Here is a 17,202-nt window from a genome sequence, read left to right as displayed (position 1 = left end):
GTGTCGCAACGCTTTGGTGATCAAGTGAGGGCCTTATGGATACAGATAGTCTGCGCCTCTTTGTGCTTGCGGCGGATAAGCTCAACATCAGTGCAGCAGGACGCAAACTTGGGCTGGCCCCTGCTGTGGCCAGTGCGCGGCTTGCCAAGCTGGAACATGCGCTGGGCGCGGATCTGTTGCACCGCTCCACGCGCAAGGTTTCCCTCTCGCAGCAGGGCGCGGCTTTCTTGCCTTATGCGCGTGAGATGCTTGCGCAGGAGGAGGCCGGTCTGTCGGCGCTGGGGCGGGGAGAGGAGACACCCAAAGGGGTGTTGCGATTCACCGCGCCCAGTACATTTGCGCAGCTCTATATTGCGCCGATCGTGCATAAATTTTTGGCGCGGTATCCGGAGATTACCCTCGATCTGCGACTGTCTGATCTGGTGTATGATCTGATTGAGGGCAGTTTTGATCTGGCGATCCGCAATTCGGCGCTTGAGGACACCAGTCTGAAGGGGCGCAAACTGGCGGAGGATCACCGCATCCTCTGTGCGGCGCCTTCATATCTGGAAAGGCGCGGCACGCCACAGACGCCGGAGGAACTGGCCGGGCATGATCTGGTTGGCTTTGCCGGGCAGGAGGTAAAGCAGCTGCGTGGGCGCAACGGGGCTGAGGGGCGGTTTGACCCAGGTCTCGCGCGCAATCGGTTGATTGTGGATGATGGCGCCAGTCACAAGATTGCCACGGTGGCGGGGGCGGGGATTGCCTTTAGCGCGGTGTGGAATGTGCACAAGGAGCTGCAATCAGGTGCGCTGGTTCGTGTGTTGCCGGAGTATGATGTGGACGATGGGGCAGTGCTTTGGCTGATTTACCCCAAGAGCAATGAACTCTCTGCCAAGGTGCGAGTGTTCATGGATTTCCTGATTGAGGAAATTGGCCAAGCGCCAGCGTGGAAAGCGTAGATGCGGAGAGGGGCGCAGGGAGGATCCCCGCGCCCGCCTTGATTCAGAACCAGCTGACAGTCTCGTTCATGCTGCGGCGGGTCTTGCCAAACTCGGGGTCATTTGCGCGATAGCCGAAGGCCACCATGACCGCAGGTTTGTAGTCTTTGGGATCAATGCCAAAGTCGTCTTTGAGGACGGCGATGGTCTTGTCCATGTCAAAGCCTTCGATCGGACAGGAGTCGATGCCCATCAGCGCGGCGGCGGTCATCATATTGGCCAGCACGATATAGGCCTGCTTGCCGGACCAGTCGGTGATCTCGCGATCACTGGTGACTTTGTGGTCGGTCTGCTGAAACTTGCCGTAGGCGTCGGTGAGGAAAGCGATGACCTCTTCAGGGAGCTGCTTCACCTCGCGGTAGAACGTCATGAGGTGGTCGGAGCCTGCGGTCATGGAGGTGGCGGTGTTGGCCAGCAGGATGGCAAAATGACTGGCGGTGCCGATTTGCCCGTCGGTGCCATTGAAGGCGCCGTTTGCGCCCCAGGCGAAATCGCGGAAGAGCGCGCGTTTCTCGGGGGATTGGATCATCAGGATCTTGAAGGGTTCGTGGCCAAAGGAGGTCGGCGACAGGCGCGCGGCCTCTAAAATGGTGTCAAACTCAGCCGGCGGGATGCTGCGGCTTGGGTCAAACACTTTGCAGGCGTGCCGGAAGTTGAAGGCGTCAAGGATCTGGCTCTGTACGGCGGAGGGGGAGGGAATGTCTTTCATGTCGCTCACTCTGACTAACTGATGCAGCAGACCTAGGACGGATGCGCGACAGGAGTTAGAGCGCGAAGAGGGGATTCAGAATTCGGGTTTGGCAGATAATGTCGGTGGGGGGGGGGCCGCAGTCCCCCTCTGTAAGAGTTTGTGGATGATCGCAGTCTGTTTGACGAAAGTGTAGGTTTAAGTGCAAAGCTTCCGAGCGGGTTCCCTTCTGGTGCCTTTGGGCCAGTACGAACATCGCTTTAGAAACGGCATTTTGATGTAGGAAATCAATATTTGGAATAATTGAATTTATTGAATCGGTTGAAATCACGATGCAATATCTAAAAGCGTAGTACATGCCGCACCACAGCGTGAAATCGGTCATCCATGAGCGATTATGGATAAGGTGATGAATGAGAAATAGAAGCCCATCAAAGGACCGGGTAATGAGACTTGCGAATGTTACTTATGAGGAAAAATCAGCAGCAGAGAAACGCTTCAAGTATTTGGGCATTTCGAGGCCGCAAGTGAGCTCTTTCGTCCTTTACGGGGGCGCTATCTCTGGCTTCGTGGCCGCCGTTTTTGAAGGACTGGCGGGGCCAGGTAAGATGGAGGAGAATATATTGTTTTTTCTCGTACTTATTTTGGTCGGGGCAGGAATTGGCGCATATGTCGGGCGCGAGAAGGTCAATAAATATGAAAAGTCTTTAGAGACTGTTATAGCCGAAATACGGTTTGAGCGCAGCTCTACGTCGCCTTCGTAAGTGTTGATCTAAAATATTGCGGAGATTTTGCGATTTCTCCCAGTGCACTGCTGGGCATTTGTTTTCGTGTGCTTACAAGATCCAGTCTTGTACTGTTAGATGCCGTGGTGCTTTGTGAGTGGTTTTCGAGAGAAACATTCAGGTTGTGAGACACAACGGGCCGCCTCTTTTGCGAGAGACGGCCCTTTTTGATGGTTGGTCGGCGCTTTAGAAATGTGCGGACTTGGTGTTCGCAGGGATTTCAAGCGGCGGGGCGAAGGTGGTCAGGTCGATGCCCTCCACCGCTGCTTTGTACTCTTCCAATGTGGGCGTGCGGCCCAGAATGGCGGAGAGCACCACCAGCGGGGTGGAGGCCAGCAGGCTTTCGCCCTTCTTCTCGGGCAGATCGGCCACAACACGACCCTGGAACAGGCGGGTTGAGGTGGCCAGCACGGTGTCGCCTTTTTCCGCTTTTTCCTGGTTGCCCATGCAGAGGCTACAGCCCGGACGCTCAAGATAGAGGATGTTCTCATACTCGGTGCGCGCCTGAGTTTTCGGGAACAGATCGTCAAACTCAAAGCCTGAGTATTTCTGCAGGATGTCCCAGTCGCCCTCTTCCTTCAGCTCATCAATGATGTTGTAGGTTGGGGCCGCGACAACCAGCGGGGCGTTGAACTCGACTTTGCCATTGGCCGCTTCGAGGTTTTTCAGCATCTGGGCGACGATCTTGATGTCACCTTTGTGCACCATGCAGGAGCCCACAAAGCCCAGATCCACCTTTTTTTCTGCCTTATAGTAGGACACGGGGCGGATGGTGTCGTGGGTGTAACGCTTGGACACGTCTTCGTTGTTGACGTCCGGGTCGGCGATCATTGGTTCGACGATCTGATCCAGATCCACCACCACTTCGGCGAAGTATTTGGCGTCCGCATCTGGGGTCAAAGCAGTCTTTTTGCCCGATTTGATCTCTGCGATGCGGGCATCTGCTTTGTCGATCAGACCCTGCAATGTGTTGGTGCGGTTTTCCATGCCCTTGTCGATCATGATCTGGATGCGCGATTTGGCCAGCTCCAGCGAGCCGATCAGTGTCTCGTCATTGGAGATACAGATCGAGGCTTTCGCCTTCATCTCTGCGGTCCAGTCGGTGAAGGTAAAGGCCTGGTCCGCCAGAAGCGTGCCGATATGCACCTCGATGATGCGACCCTGGAAGACGTTGTCACCATGCTGGTCCAGCATCTGTGCCTGCGTGGCGTGCACCACATCGCGGAAGTCCATGTGATCGGCCATTTTGCCTTTGAAGGTGACCTTCACGGACTCAGGGATCGGCATTGCCGCTTCACCGGTGGCCAGCGCCAGCGCAACAGTGCCCGAGTCCGCACCAAAGGCCACGCCTTTGGACATACGGGTGTGGCTGTCGCCGCCCACGATGATGTCCCAGTCATCCACGGTGATGTCATTGAGCACCTTGTGGATCACGTCAGTCATGGAGTGATATTCGCCCAGAGGGTCACGCGCGGTGATCAGGCCAAAGTCGTTCATGAACTTCATCAGTTTGGGGATGTTGGCCTGTGCCTTCTTGTCCCAAACAGAGGCGGTGTGACAGCCGGACTGATAGCCCACATCCACGGATGGGGAGATCACGGTGGCCGCCATGGCCTCCAGTTCCTGCGCGGTCATCGGGCCGGTGGTGTCCTGAGAGCCAACCACGTTCACTTTGACGCGTACGTCAGAACCAGCGTGCAGCACCTTGCCCGGGGCAACACCACGGGCGTTGCGGTTGAAAATCTTCTCAACTGCGGTCAGACCTTGGCCGTCGATAGAGATTTCTTTGGAGGGCGCGTAGGCCGACTTCAGCTCCTGGCCCAGAGCTTCGGCAGCGAATGTTTGCAGTTTCTTACCGAAGACCACGGCGTAAGAGCCGCCCGCCTTCATGAACTCCACCTTTTGTGGGGTGAAGGCGGCGGACACGTCTTTCAGCACGTTGCCATCCGCATCCTGCAAGGTCTTGGACTTGGTGTTGATGATCAGCACGGTGCCGGTTGCCACCGAATAGGCCTCTTCCAGAACCGCTTCGCCGTCTTCGTCCACAACCACGTTGCCATCTGCATCGGTTTTCTTGACCCAGTTTTCCAGATCAAGGCCGATACCGCCGGTCACGCCCACGGTGGTCAGGAAGATCGGCGAGATGCCGTTGGTGCCTGCCACAACAGGGGCAATGTTGATGAAGGGCACATAGGGGCTGGCCTGCTGCCCCATCAGGAGGGCCACGTTGTTGATTCCCGACATACGGGAGGAGCCCACACCCATGGTGCCTTTCTCAGAAATCATCATAACGCGGGCGTCAGGATGCGCCTCTTGCAGGGCGCGGATCTCTGCTTGGGCTTCAGGGGTGCTGAAGCACTTGCCGTGCAGTTCACGGTCTGCGCGCGAGTGTGCTTCGGCGCCCGGCGACATCAAGTCGGTCGAAATATCGCCAATACCTGCGATATAGGTCACAACTTTGATTTCTTCTTCGACCTCAGGCAGCTTGGTGAAGAACTCTGCCTTGGCGTAGCTTTCCAGCAGCTCTTTGGCCACGGCGTTGCCGGCTTTGTAAGCGGCGTCCAGACGATCTGTATCGGCTTCATAGAGGAAGACCTGAGTCTTCAGGACTTCGGCAGCCTGTGTGGCAATGCTGGCGTCATCGCCCAGAGCGAGATCCAGAAGCACCTCGACGGAGGGGCCGCCTTTCATGTGCGACAGCAGTTCGAAGGCGAAGGTTGGGGTGATTTCCTCAAGGGTTTCGGCGCCCAGAATGATCTGTTTGAGGAAAGCAGCCTTCACGCCCGCCGCACTGGTTGTGCCAGGCAGGGTGTTGTAAATAAAGAAGTTCAGCGCATCGTCGCGATGTTCGTTGCCGCTGTCTTTGATCAGGGTGATCAGTTCGCTGACAAGGTCGCCCGCGTCAATCGGCTTGGGGTGAAGACCCTGCTCTTTGCGCGTTTCAATCTCATTCAAATAGTCGGTGTACAAGCTCATGATGATCCTAGCGATTTGATGTTGGCTTAAGCATGAACGCCGAGTCTCAGAAGATGATTCAGAGCTCGGGAAGCTGTTTGTATGCGGATGTATACCAAAGATCCCGCAGTTGCAAGATACTGGCAGATTTTGTGGTGAACAGACCGTGACGATGTCGCAGCCCAAGCCGCGCGCACCTCCAAAATGACGGCGTTTGCGACCTTATGGGGCCTATATAGACAGAGAGGGGCTGTGACCCAAGTTAAATCACGGGGATGTTTGCGCAGAGGCTTGCCTGCACCACGTATGCATGCCACGCAGGCAAGGGGGCGGTTCAGAGGGAGGCCATTTGGGGCAGCACAAAGGGGCCGTGTGTGGGGGCAGCGCCGACTTGCAGGGTGCAGCCGTATATCGCGCTAAGGGCTTCAGAGGTCAGGGTGTCCTGTGGTGTGCCCTGCGCCACCAGTCGGCCGTTGGCGATCAGAGCCACGGAGTCTGCAAACATGGCGGTCAGGTTCAGATCATGCATGACGGCGACAACGCCGCCGCCGGTTTCAGTAAATTGGCGGGCGATGTGCATCACGCGCAACTGCTGGCCTATATCGAGGCTGGACACCGGCTCATCCAGCAAGAGCCAGCGCGGCCCGAGATCGCGGGTGGCGGACCAGCTCTGGCAGAGCACACGGGCCAATTGCACCCGCTGTTGTTCTCCGCCGGACAGGGATTGATAGAAATGACCTGAGAAGCCGTCCATGTCGACGCTGTGCAGGGCCTGATCGATCAAGGTCTGGTTGGCATCCCCGCGCAGGCCCAGACGTACGATTTCCCAGACAGTGAAGGGGAAGGCCAGCGGGGTGGCTTGTGCCAGCACTGCGCGCTGTTCGGCTAGTGTGGCGGCGTCTTCGGTAGAGATATCCCGTCCATTGAGGTGCACGCTGCCGTGATAGGTAATGTCCCCGCAGAGGGCCTTTAGCAGGGTGGATTTGCCCGCGCCGGAGGGGCCGACGATAGCGGTGAGCTGACCGGGGATGGCTTTGAAAGACAGCTTCTGCAGGAGCTGCGTTTTGCCTGCGAAGACATTGATCTGGTCGGCGGTGAGCGACATGAGAGCCTCTTAAAGATCCACGATGCCGCGTTGGCGCAGCAGGATCCAAAGGAAGAAGGGACCGCCGAGAATGGCTGTCAGAATGCCAATGGGCAGTTCAGAAGGGGCGATGATCACGCGGGAGATCACATCTGCGATCACCAGCACAATGGCGCCCAGTAAGGCGGAGTTGATCAGCAGATAGCGGTGATCCGGTCCGGCGATCAGGCGCAGCAGGTGCGGCACAACGATACCGACAAAGCTGATGCCACCCGAGATCGCCACGGAGAGGCCTGTGGCGGCGGCCACACAGAGAATGGCGAGGCGTTTGACGGTCTGGACAGACACGCCCATATGGCGGGCGGCGGCCTCACCCAGAGCAAGACCGTTGAGCCCATTCGCCAGCATCCGTGCCAGCCCGAGGCACAGCAGGATCAGCGGCGCGGCAAGGCTCAGTTTGGCCCAGTTGGCCCCAGAGAGGGAGCCGAGGTTCCAGAAAGAGATGTCGCGCAGCTGCGCATCATCGGCCAGAAAGGTCAGCAGCCCGGTGAAGGCCATGGCCAGTGCAGAGAGGGCGATGCCCGCCAGCAGCATGGTGGCCACCGAGGTGCGGCCATCGCGCGTGGCAATGCGGTAGAGCAGCAGCGTCGCCCCCCACGCGCCGGTGAAGGCGGCCATCGGTACCAGCCAAAAGCCGAGCTGTAGCGCCATGGGCAGGCTTGCCCCAAAGACAATCGCGCTGGCAGCGCCAAGGCTGGCCCCTGCGGACACCCCGATGATGCCGGGATCGGCCAGTGGGTTGCGAAACAGCCCCTGTAGCAAAGCGCCAGATGTGGCCAGTGCCGCACCGACCAGCAAGCCAGTCAGCAGGCGTGGCAGGCGAATGTGCCAGAGGACGATTTCATCGCGCAAAGACAGTTCACGCCCGGCGGCCAGATCCAAAAGCGCGTGCCAGAGTGAGGTGTCAGAGGCACCTACGGCGAGCCCAAACACTGAGGTGATCAGCAATGTCAGACAGAGACCCAACGTCAGACTGCGTGCGCGGGGCGCGCGATCCCCGGCAGAGATCAGGGGCGCATCTGGGCTGATCACGGCCATGGATCAGTGACCTGCCGTAGCGAGCGCGTTGGCGAGTTCGGTCACGGCCTGTCCGGTGCGCACCGAGAAACCAAGCATCAACATGCCGTCCATTTGCAGAACAGCCTGATCCCGCCCAGCGGGGGTTGTGGAGAGGGCGGGGTGGCTCAGCAGATCATCGGCGGTGATCGCGCCGGGACGGTGGGATTGCATCATCAGGATGACATCCGGCGCTGCGGTGATCACGGCTTCGTCGGTGATCAGTTTGTAGCCTTCAAAGCCGTCAATGGCGTTCTGAGCGCCAGCCATTGTGATGATGCCATCGGCAGCTGTGTTACGGCCAGCGGCCATAATGCGTCCACCCTGCATGGAGAGCACAAAGAGAATGCGCTGATTGTGGAGGCCTGCGGCTTTCTGCGCGCCTTCGACCTCTTCGGTGACCTGTGCCACAAGGGCTGCGCCTGCCTCCGGCACGTCCAGGGCGGCGGCCACAGCGGTGATTTTCTCCTGTACCGCTGGCAGGTCAAACCCCATGGGAATGGTGATGATTGGCAGGCCGCTGCCCTCAAGCACTTCGAAGGTTTCCGGCGGGCCAGCACCCTCTTCGGCCAGAATGAGATCGGGATTGACCGACAGCAGACCTTCGGGAGAGAGGCGGCGGACATAGCCGACATTGGGCAACTCCAGTGCCTGTGCCGGGTGGTTGGACGTGGTGTCGCGTGCCACAAGGCGGTCTTGCTGCCCCAGAGCATAGACAATTTCGGTGATTGAACCGCCCGCGGAGACAATCCGGACGGGCTCATCTGCGATGCCGCGCTGGGCAATACCAAGGGCTGTGACAAGGCCAAGCGCCAGGGTCATTGCCAATTGCAACAGGGTCAAAGGGGCGGGCCGTGTCATCGGGGCCGGGCGTGTCATGCGGATACTTCCTCTTCTGGGCTTGGTTCTGGCAAGCTTGGGAGGCTGGCGACGGTTTCATTCCATTTCGCAGCGGCGTCCGGATCTGCAAGGACACCGAAGATTTGCAGGATCACCGCGCCATCTTTGTCGAAGGCTTCCACAGAGACGGCATCGCCCCGGCGGGTTGATTTTGTGACCTGCCAGACCTCGGCGATATGATCGCCACGCAGATGCAGGTTAAAACGGGGATCCAGAACATTGATCCAAGGGCCCATCGGTTTGAGCGAATGGATGGGGCCGGTGTGAATCTCGATACAGCCCATGTTGCCCACAAAGATCATGATCGGCAGGGCGGTGTCGCAGGCTTTTTGCAGTAGATCCTCTACCGCTTGAGGAGGGAGGGGGCGCACATAGGGCGCACCGGCCAGTCGATAGGCCCCCAGCCGGTTCATTTTCAGACCGTTCACCATTTGCAGGAACTGATGCGTGTCTGTCATCTTGTCCCATTTGTCGCGCAGACGCTGTGCTTTGGTTGGATCCCCTTTGGCGGGTTCTGTGGGTTTGCGGGGGGAGACCGTGATCTCCGCTGATGTATCTTGCGGCGCAAGCCGGGTCAGTAGATCGTCCCAAGTGTCGGCGATGGCCGGGTCTTTGAGGAAGATTTTGTGCACCGCATCCCCTGCGGCGTCAAAGATCTGTAGCGACCGGCGGGTTCCCCCCTCTGGCAGGGCTTTTTCTACGGCAAAACCAAAGTGCCAGTGGCGCGGGAACATGCGCAGATCAATGTCTTCGTTGACCACCAGAGCGGCATGGGGGGCGCCGCGATAGTCCTCATAGACCCCGTGTTTTTCGATGACACAGCTGTCATTGCGGGTGAGGGCCATGGTTTCGCCCAGTTCCATGACCGCCGGGATCAGCTTGTCCAGTTCTGATGAAATCCGGGTGACACCCTGGCCGATATGGGCCGCAAGCAGTTCGGCCTCTGAAATGCCCAGGCTGTCCGCCAGATCGCGTTCGCGCATTGTGGGATTGTCGATCCGGGCCTGACGAATGGCATCGGGGGTAGGGCGGGATTGTGTGGTCATAGGCATCCTCCATCACATCGCGGAAGAAGCAGTGGCTATGACGAAAAATCTCGGTCTGGCTGTGCTTTTGAAGAGTGGTTGAATTGGGAGGTACGGCGGAAAATGCAACAGTTCAAGAGGAAGAGGTTAATTTCTGATAAAAAAGATATGGTATTTTCCCCTTTGGTAAATTATGCCGCGTGGGACTCGCAGGATCAGGGGATTGATCCGCGATGATCATCAGACCCAGCACATGCCAGGTAGTTAGGACACACGAGCCCCCAGTTGCGCGGCCTCGTGATCAGACATGGGGATCTGCCCCCTTTTGAAGGGACAAAATAGTGAAGACTTCCGTATTCCGTTTGCCATTGGCATCAAGCGCGCTTTTGAGTGCGGTGTTTGCCAGCAGTGTTGGCGCGCAAGAAGCCGCGCGCGCTGCTGATGAGGACATTCAACTGGGCGCCATTACGGTGACCAGCACGGGCCTGCCCACTGAAGTGAAATATAGCCCGTCTTCGGTGACGGTGCTGGAAGAGGGGGATATTCGTGAGATCCCGCCCAGCTCGGTGGCCAATCTTTTGAAAGGTGTGCCTGGCGTGCGCGTAAGCGAATCCGGCATTGAGCGGATCCGTATCCGTGGGGAAGCCTCTCAGCGGGTGGCAATCCTGATTGACGGGCAGCGCATTTCCGATCACACGACCTATGGTACGCCGATCCTCATTGCGCCAACTGAGATTGAGCGCATTGAAGTGGTGCGGGGGCCATCTTCTGTGGTCTCGGGCAACCGCGCGATTGGTGGTGTGGTGAACATCATTACCAAACGGGGCGCGGACAAACCGGTCGAAGTGACCGTGTCCGGCGGCTATCTGGGGGCCAATGAGGGCTATCGTGCCTCCACCAGCGTCGCGGGCACGGTGGGCAATTTTGACTATCGTCTGGGGCTGTCACAATCTGATCTGGGCAACCGTCAGACGCCTGAAGGCGAGTTGGACCCGTCAGGCAGCGAAGACCGCGATCTGAATGCCTTCATCGGCTATCGCATGGGCAATCACTACATCGGTCTGCGCGCGCAGGACTATGACCTGTCCGCGGATGTGTATACGGGGATACCGAACTTTTCGATCGAGCTCCCGAAGCGGGATTTGCGCAAATATAGCGCTTTCTATGAAGGTGAAAATCTGACGCCATGGATGTCCATGCTTAAAGTCAGCGCCTATACACAAGAGATAGAACGACAGTTCCGCAACAGTAGCAACTTTGGTGGCCCAAGCACATCTACATCTGATGATGTTCAAGATACCTATGGTTTGCAGGCGTCCGCCAACTTTGAGTTCGCGCCCGGCCATCGGACGGTTGTCGGCTTTGAATACGAAAACGACAGTATGTTTTCGGACAAGGTTTCGACCAGCACACGAGGTACGACAACGCGCGTTTCAGACGCAAGTATCGAAACATTTTCGGCCTTTGCACAGCATGAGATGGCACTCAGCAGTGCTCTGACTGGGACGTTTGGTTTGCGCTACTACAATGTGGATGCGGCATTGGACAGCTATTTGGTGAATGGCGCAGCACAAACGCTTTCCCAGAACAAGGATGATCGTTTCCTGGGATCTGCTGGGCTGGTCTATGAGTTGCACAACGGGGCTGTACTGCGCGGGAGCATCTCGCAGGGCTATACCTACCCCTCGTTGAGCCAGTTGTTCCTGACATCCGTTGGAGCTGGGGGCACCGTAATCGGAAATCCTGATCTGAAGCCGGAAACAGCGACAAACTACGAGCTTGGCGCGCGTATTGATCGGGGTAACCTCGTGTTGGATGCGGCCGTTTTCTACACCGACTCCGACGACTACATCACATCCGTGACCGTCGCGCCGCGTACCTCGGTTTATCAGAACGTCAACAAGGCACGCAGCTATGGGTTTGAACTGGCTGCGGAGCTTGATCCGGGTTGGGTAAATGGCATTCGTCCTTATGCAAACATTGCCTTTGTGACGCGCAAGTTCACTTATTCCAATGGGTATACCACCGCCGATTCTGGTACGCCGAAATGGAGCGGTGATCTTGGCGTGCGGGGCGACTGGGCCCTGGCGAATTTGGGCGGCACATGGGATGCCTTCCTGCGCGGGGAAAGCTCTGCAACACAGCGCAGTTCAAGCGGTGCTGTTGCAGATGAAACTGCAGGCTGGGGCACAGTGAACCTGCGCGGAACGGTTGATTTGACCGAAACCGTCAGCATGTCGGTGGAGCTGGGCAACCTGTTTGACAAATCCTATCGCTCCATCGGCCAAATCGACGGGGCTGGGCGCAATGCAAGTGTGTTCCTGACTGCGAAGTTCTAAGGTCCGTGGGACGCTTAGGTCCGCCCTCTACGGCGGGCTTTTGCTTCCTCTTGATAAAAATATCTCGGGGTGAATGCGCCATAGGCGCAGAGGGGCTGGCCCCTTCAGGACCTTGGCAATATCGATACTGAAAGGCCTCCGGTTTCGGGGGCCTTTTGGCTGTTGTGTGCTGGTCAGCGCGATGTGATCAAAGCGCATTAAAAATAGGGCCTATTGGGTAAAATTCGCCTTCCGTCAAGGCAAGATGCGAAGAATTGCCACCGAAACCGGTTGCCGAAACCGGTTTCGGGAAAAATAGTTCCGGTATGACTACGATTCGACCCACGCCAATTGATGCAAAATCCCGGACGTCTGACCGGAGAGGGCGGCGTGTGACGATCAATGATCTGGCGGCCCAGCTTGGCATGTCCAAAAGCACAGTGTCGCGGGCCATGAACGGCTATGGCGACATTTCGGAATCCACGCGTCAGCGGGTGGCGCGCACAGCCAAAAAGATGGGCTATCAGCCGCTGAGCCATGCGCAGGCGATCCGCACAGGGCGTGTGCGCGCGCTTGCGCTGGTGTTGCAGATGGATGAGCCGGATCGACACAATCCTTTTTTGCAGGAATTTCTGATGGGAGCCTGTGAAACCGCCAGTGGGTTCGGCTGGACGGTGACCGTGTCCACGGCGACGTCTGATGCGGATATGCTGGATGTGTTGGGGCGGTTGATTGATGAGCGCAAGGCCGATGGTTTCATTCTGCCGCGCACCGAGGTGCAGGATGCAAGGGTTGCGTTGCTGCGCGCGCGTGACGTGCCACATGTGATGTACGGGCGCACCGAGCATGGGCTGTCCGCCGGGCAACAGCAGGGGTCGTGGTATGATATTCTCGGCGAAGCGGCCATGTGTAGTGCGGTGACACGGCTGGCCAGTTTGGGCCACACACGGATTGGGTATGTCGGCAGTCGATTGAACTTCAATTACGCGCATTTGCGGCGCGAGGGCTTCAAAGCGGGGCTCGTGGCGGCGCGGCTGCCTCTGGAGGCGCAGCTGATGCGCGATGGGGCCCGCACGCGCAAGGAAGGGGCCGAAGAAGTGCGCGCCCTCATGCAATTGGCGCTGCCGCCCACAGGCATTGTGTTTGCCACCGATATGGCCGCGCTGGGCGCGTATGATGCTTTGGCCGATCTGGGGCTGACGGTCGGGGAGGATGTGTCGGTCATTGGATATGACGGCGTGCCGGAGTCGGAATTCGTGCGTCCCGGTCTGACCACCTATCATGTGGACACGCGGCGTGCTGGCGCGCGGTTGGCGGAGTTGCTGATCCGTCAGATCCGGGGGGAAGCGGCGGAAACGCTGCGCGAGGTTTCTGAGGCCAGATTGATTGAACGGCATTCGGATGGCCCACCGAGATGCAGCGCAGAGATGTTGGCAAAAAAACTAAAAGAACGATGAAGAAATAACAGGGAGGACGACTGATATGTCGCGTCATTTTGCACCAAAACTATTGATGAGCACGTCGCTGGCGCTTGCGCTGACGGCGATGTCTGTTCAGGCCGATACCATCCGGTTCTGGACCACGGAAGAACAGCCGGAGCGGCTGGCCAAGCAGCAGGAGATGGCGGAGCAGTTCAAATCCGCAACCGGCACAACCGTGGAGGTGATCCCGGTCACCGAAAGTGATCTTGGCACGCGCGCCACAGCGGCCTATGCGGCGGGTGATTTGCCGGATGTGATTTACCATACGCTGCAATATGCGCTGCCTTGGGCGGAGGCTGGCATTCTGGATACCGAAGCGGCAGCAGAAGTTGTCGCAGATCTTGGGGTGGACACCTTTGCGCCGGGTGCGGTGGCCATGGCGGATTTCAACGGCGAGGTCGCCTCTGTGCCGGTGGATGGCTGGACGCAGATGGTGGTCTATCGCAAAGACCTGTTTGATGCGGCCGGTCTGGCCGCGCCAAGCAGCTACGCCGATGTGCTGGCCGCTTTGGAAAAGCTGCACAACCCGCCAGAGATGTATGGGTTTGTTGCCGCCACCAAAGTCGATGAGAACTTCATGAGCCAGGTGTTGGAACATGTGTTCCTTGCCAATGGTGTCAGCCCGGTGGGTGCGGATGGCTTCCAGCCGCTGGATGAAGCCAAGACCACCGAGGTTCTGGATTTCTACAAGGCCATTTCCAAAGCCTCGCCTCCGGGTGAGCTGTATTGGAAACAGTCCCGCGAGCTGTATTTCGCAGGCAAAGCGGCGATGATCATCTGGTCGCCGTTCATTCTGGATGAACTTGCGGGCCTGCGGGACAGTGCCCCGCCCACCATCAATGAGGATCCGACCTCCAATGCATTGGCCGGAATGACCGGGATCGTGACCAATTTCTCTGGCCCGTCCAATCCGGATGGGGCTGCCTGGGGTGATGTGCGCTATTTTGGCATTACCTCGGATGCAGACACCGATGCGGCGATGGACTTTGTGAAATACGCCATGGATGAGGGCTACACGCAGACGCTTTCCATTGCGCCTGAGGGCAAGTTCCCGGTGCGCCGTGGCACAGCCGACAATCCAACCGCGTTCAGCGAGGCTTGGGCCAAGCTGCCCGTGGGTGTGGATCGCAAAGCCCCATTGGGTGAGCTCTATGATCAGGCGATGATTGATGAGATCGTGGGCGGCCTTGATGTGGCGCAGCGCTGGGGGGTGGTCGAGGGGCAGCTTTCGCTGGCGTCTAAAATCATCAACAGTCAGGCCATCAACCGCATCGTGCGTCAGTATATCGACGATGAGATTGATGCGGCAGGCGCGGTTGCGGCAATGAACGACGCACTGGCGAAAGTGCAGTAATCTTAAAAGCGCAGTGGCGGCCTGTTTGGGGCGCCGCTGCTTTCACTGTCCCTCTCTTGCATGAGGTTTCCCATGTCTACGGCGCATCCGCCAACAGGCACGGGCGCATTGGCCAAACGTGAGGCGCGACTGGCTTGGGGTCTTCTGGCCCCAACCCTGATCAGCGTTGCCTTGGTGGTGGTCTTGCCCCTGCTGGCGGTTTTCTGGATCAGTTTCAAACCCTTCACCCTGTCGGATCTGCGTCCGCCAGCGCCGATTGTGCGTGAAAGCCTGCGTGGCAGTGGCGAGGAGATGCGGATTGAATACCGTCTGCGCAATTCCTCGCAGGACGAGATGATCAGCGGAGTGACCCTGTCAGATCAATTGCCTGAAGGGGTCGCCCTGCGAGAGGCTCTGCCAGAGCCGTGCCGGCTTGAGGGACGGGATCTGTTCTGTGACTTTGGCGAGATGTCAGGTGGGGCGCGGGAGCGCCTGCGGCTGCCAATTGCGACCGATCTGGCGGAAGACGTGTTGGAAGAGGCTGTTGAGGGCAGTGCGCCGGTGGTCACAGGGGGCGGTCAGAGTGTTTTGAGTAGTCCGAAACTGTCGCTGGAGAACTACAAGCGGCTGTTTGACGGGGGCGAATTCTGGACTGTGTTTGGCGTGACCCTGTTTTACACGGTTTTTGGCACGATTGGGGCGCTGGTGATGGGGCTGTTTGCTGCGCTTCTGCTCAACAAAAGCTTCAAGGGGCAGGGCTTTATCCGCGGGCTTTATCTGTTCCCCTATGTGGCACCGGTGATCGCGGTGGCCTTCACCTGGGTGACATTGTTTGACCCGTTTTCAGGATCGGCAAACGCCTTGCTGATCCAGATGGGGGTGACGCAGGAGGCGATCAATTTCTTTGGGGACCGTCCTTTGGCGTTGATCATGGTAACGGTGTTTGAGATCTGGCGGTACTTCCCGCTGTCCTTCCTCTTTATTCTGGCGCGGATGCAGAGCATCGACACCGCCATGTATGAGGCTGCGGACATGGATGGGGCCTCACCTTTCCAGAAATTCTGGCTGCTGAGCCTGCCGCAGCTCTTGGGCATCCTGTCGGTGCTGTTCCTGCTGCGCTTCATTTGGACGTTCAACAAGTTTGATGACATTTTCCTGCTGACCGGGGGCAATGCAGGCACCCGCACCTTGACGGTGAATGTCTATGAGCAGGCCTTTGCGATCTCCAACATCGGTGCGGGGGCGGCGGTGGCCGTGGTGATCCTGCTCTGCCTGCTGTGCTTCTCGGTCTTCTTCTTCAAATTTATCAGCCGCGAGGAGGGCTTGTGATGCGCAAAGGTTATCTGACCGGCCCTGTGCTGGGGGCGCTGTGGCTTTGCGTGATGGCGACAACCGTGGCGGTGGCGATGTCATTTGCCACTGGGGCGGCGTTTCGTCCGCAGATTGGGCTGTGTCTGATCTGGGGCGCTGTTGGGGGGCTGATTTATGTGCGGTTCGCGGCGCCACATGCGGTGGCGCGGCTGATGATCAGCGCCTTGATGGCGCTTGCGATGATGACCGTCTGGGGGCCGATTGTCACCGGGGCGGATATGGCGCTTTCTGCTGTTGTGGTGGCGATGGCGGCCTTGGCGGCGGGGCTGCATTTCGGCTTGGCCGCGATCTTGCATGACACGCCATTTGGGGCGTTGACCCGGCATGAGTATGAGGCGGCGGTGATCCGTTTCCTCACCGGGTTTGGCTATATTTTCTTCACCGCGATTGTGCTCATTCCCTTTTATGTGATGGTGATGACCAGCCTGAAGTCACAGCAGGCGCTGCTGCAGAACCCGCTCGATTTCTCCATTGAGATCAGCAAGGGCACGGAACTGTTCCGCAGCTATGTGGAGCTGTTTCGTGATTTCAATTTTGGCACCTATCTGTGGACGTCGTTCTATGTGTCTGTGCTGACGGTGTTTATCACGCTGGCGTTCAGCGTGCCCGGTGCCTATGCGGTGGCGCGGTTCCGTTTCAAAGGGCAGAAGGCGTTTTCGCGCTCTATCCTGCTGATTTACATGGTGCCGATGATCGTGCTGGCGCTGCCGATCTACATTGCCTTCTCGATGACGGGGCTGCGCAATTCGATCCTTGGCATCGTGCTGATCTATCCGGTGACCACCATCCCTGTCGCGCTTTATATGTTGCAGGGCTATTTCCGGGGGTTGCCGACCGAGGTGGAGGAGGCCGGGTTGATGGATGGGCTGTCGCGATTGGCGGTGATCTGGAAGATCACTTTGCCACTCAGCCTGCCCGCGCTGGCCTCCGTCTCGCTTTATGTGTTCATGATCGCCTGGAATGAATTCCTGCTGGCCTTCATGCTGCTGGATGATCCGTCAAAATTCACGCTCACCCGTGGGGTGGCGATGCTCAACTCTTCTGAAATTCCACGCCAGCATCTGATGGCCGGGGCCGTGATTGCCACCGTGCCGATCATGGTGCTGTTCCTTGGATTGGAACGCTTCATGACCAAAGGCCTGACGGCCGGGTCTGTCAAAGGATAA

Annotated in this window: 13 protein-coding genes; 7 read left to right on the top strand and 6 right to left on the bottom strand. The window is 58.2% G+C overall.

The window, feature by feature from the left end; translation table 11 throughout:
• Window positions 1-35 precede the first annotated feature (35 nt).
• Window positions 36-941 (top strand): LysR family transcriptional regulator, encoded by a 906-nt coding sequence (locus J7382_RS11020; protein ID WP_209069076.1) that lies wholly within the window; start codon window positions 36-38, stop codon window positions 939-941.
• A 43-nt stretch (window positions 942-984) separates the two neighbouring features.
• Here the strand turns inward: J7382_RS11020 and J7382_RS11015 are convergent, their stop codons facing one another.
• Entirely contained in the window at window positions 985-1,689 is a 705-nt protein-coding gene (locus J7382_RS11015; protein ID WP_209069075.1) for an NAD(P)H-dependent oxidoreductase, read from the bottom strand.
• Between the two features lie 425 nt (window positions 1,690-2,114).
• Between J7382_RS11015 and J7382_RS11010 the strand changes: the two genes are divergently transcribed.
• Window positions 2,115-2,432: a hypothetical protein gene (locus J7382_RS11010; protein ID WP_209069074.1), complete on the top strand. Its 318-nt coding sequence runs from the start codon at window positions 2,115-2,117 to the stop codon at window positions 2,430-2,432.
• Window positions 2,433-2,639: 207 nt separating this feature from the next.
• On the opposite strand, the gene J7382_RS11005 is transcribed toward J7382_RS11010, so the two are convergent.
• The 5 genes from J7382_RS11005 to J7382_RS10985 form a co-directional block, all read right to left on the bottom strand.
• Window positions 2,640-5,429 (bottom strand): bifunctional aconitate hydratase 2/2-methylisocitrate dehydratase, encoded by a 2,790-nt coding sequence (locus J7382_RS11005; protein WP_209069073.1) that lies wholly within the window; start codon window positions 5,427-5,429, stop codon window positions 2,640-2,642.
• 313 nt (window positions 5,430-5,742) lie between these two features.
• Window positions 5,743-6,513 carry a heme ABC transporter ATP-binding protein gene (locus tag J7382_RS11000; protein ID WP_209069072.1) on the bottom strand — a complete coding sequence of 257 codons (771 nt, stop codon included), beginning with the start codon at window positions 6,511-6,513 and terminating at the stop codon, window positions 5,743-5,745.
• Window positions 6,514-6,522: 9 nt separating this feature from the next.
• Window positions 6,523-7,590 carry an iron ABC transporter permease gene (locus J7382_RS10995; RefSeq protein WP_209069071.1) on the bottom strand — a complete coding sequence of 356 codons (1,068 nt, stop codon included), beginning with the start codon at window positions 7,588-7,590 and terminating at the stop codon, window positions 6,523-6,525.
• 3 nt (window positions 7,591-7,593) lie between these two features.
• Window positions 7,594-8,487 (bottom strand): hemin ABC transporter substrate-binding protein, encoded by an 894-nt coding sequence (locus tag J7382_RS10990; RefSeq protein WP_247744954.1) that lies wholly within the window; start codon window positions 8,485-8,487, stop codon window positions 7,594-7,596.
• A complete protein-coding gene (locus J7382_RS10985) occupies window positions 8,484-9,554 on the bottom strand; it encodes a ChuX/HutX family heme-like substrate-binding protein (RefSeq protein WP_209069070.1) in 1,071 nt (356 codons plus the stop codon). Before J7382_RS10985 ends, J7382_RS10990 begins: the two co-directional genes overlap by 4 nt.
• A gap of 320 nt (window positions 9,555-9,874) precedes the next feature.
• Here J7382_RS10985 and J7382_RS10980 point away from each other — a divergent pair, with 320 nt between their 5' ends.
• The 5 genes from J7382_RS10980 to J7382_RS10960 all read left to right on the top strand — a co-directional run bounded on the left by J7382_RS10980 (window position 9,875) and on the right by J7382_RS10960 (window position 17,202).
• Entirely contained in the window at window positions 9,875-11,872 is a 1,998-nt protein-coding gene (locus J7382_RS10980) for a TonB-dependent receptor (RefSeq protein ID WP_209069069.1), read from the top strand.
• A 305-nt stretch (window positions 11,873-12,177) separates the two neighbouring features.
• Window positions 12,178-13,308 carry a LacI family DNA-binding transcriptional regulator gene (locus J7382_RS10975; RefSeq protein ID WP_209069068.1) on the top strand — a complete coding sequence of 377 codons (1,131 nt, stop codon included), beginning with the start codon at window positions 12,178-12,180 and terminating at the stop codon, window positions 13,306-13,308.
• A 25-nt stretch (window positions 13,309-13,333) separates the two neighbouring features.
• On the top strand, window positions 13,334-14,686 hold the full coding sequence (locus J7382_RS10970) for an extracellular solute-binding protein (protein WP_209069067.1): 1,353 nt from the start codon (window positions 13,334-13,336) through the stop codon (window positions 14,684-14,686).
• A 72-nt stretch (window positions 14,687-14,758) separates the two neighbouring features.
• Window positions 14,759-15,994 (top strand): sugar ABC transporter permease, encoded by a 1,236-nt coding sequence (locus tag J7382_RS10965; protein ID WP_209069066.1) that lies wholly within the window; start codon window positions 14,759-14,761, stop codon window positions 15,992-15,994.
• On the top strand, window positions 15,994-17,202 hold the full coding sequence (locus tag J7382_RS10960; protein ID WP_209069065.1) for a carbohydrate ABC transporter permease: 1,209 nt from the start codon (window positions 15,994-15,996) through the stop codon (window positions 17,200-17,202). Before J7382_RS10965 ends, J7382_RS10960 begins: the two co-directional genes overlap by 1 nt.

Source organism: Shimia sp. R11_0 (assembly GCF_017744035.1).
In the GTDB taxonomy this organism is placed as follows: Bacteria; Pseudomonadota; Alphaproteobacteria; order Rhodobacterales; family Rhodobacteraceae; genus Shimia; species Shimia marina.
Note: the sequence above shows the minus strand (reverse complement) of the source record. Positions and strands in the feature narration are given on the sequence as shown.

Coding starts and splice junctions, on each gene's coding strand:
- J7382_RS10975 (WP_209069068.1), top strand. CDS start 12,178: ATGACTACGATTCGACCCACGCCAATTGATGCAAAATCCCGGACGTCT.
- J7382_RS10990 (WP_247744954.1), bottom strand. CDS start 8,487: ATGACACGCCCGGCCCCGATGACACGGCCCGCCCCTTTGACCCTGTTG.
- J7382_RS10995 (WP_209069071.1), bottom strand. CDS start 7,590: ATGGCCGTGATCAGCCCAGATGCGCCCCTGATCTCTGCCGGGGATCGC.
- J7382_RS11005 (WP_209069073.1), bottom strand. CDS start 5,429: ATGAGCTTGTACACCGACTATTTGAATGAGATTGAAACGCGCAAAGAG.
- J7382_RS11010 (WP_209069074.1), top strand. CDS start 2,115: ATGAGACTTGCGAATGTTACTTATGAGGAAAAATCAGCAGCAGAGAAA.
- J7382_RS11020 (WP_209069076.1), top strand. CDS start 36: ATGGATACAGATAGTCTGCGCCTCTTTGTGCTTGCGGCGGATAAGCTC.
- J7382_RS11015 (WP_209069075.1), bottom strand. CDS start 1,689: ATGAAAGACATTCCCTCCCCCTCCGCCGTACAGAGCCAGATCCTTGAC.
- J7382_RS10965 (WP_209069066.1), top strand. CDS start 14,759: ATGTCTACGGCGCATCCGCCAACAGGCACGGGCGCATTGGCCAAACGT.
- J7382_RS10985 (WP_209069070.1), bottom strand. CDS start 9,554: ATGACCACACAATCCCGCCCTACCCCCGATGCCATTCGTCAGGCCCGG.
- J7382_RS10970 (WP_209069067.1), top strand. CDS start 13,334: ATGTCGCGTCATTTTGCACCAAAACTATTGATGAGCACGTCGCTGGCG.
- J7382_RS10960 (WP_209069065.1), top strand. CDS start 15,994: ATGCGCAAAGGTTATCTGACCGGCCCTGTGCTGGGGGCGCTGTGGCTT.
- J7382_RS11000 (WP_209069072.1), bottom strand. CDS start 6,513: ATGTCGCTCACCGCCGACCAGATCAATGTCTTCGCAGGCAAAACGCAG.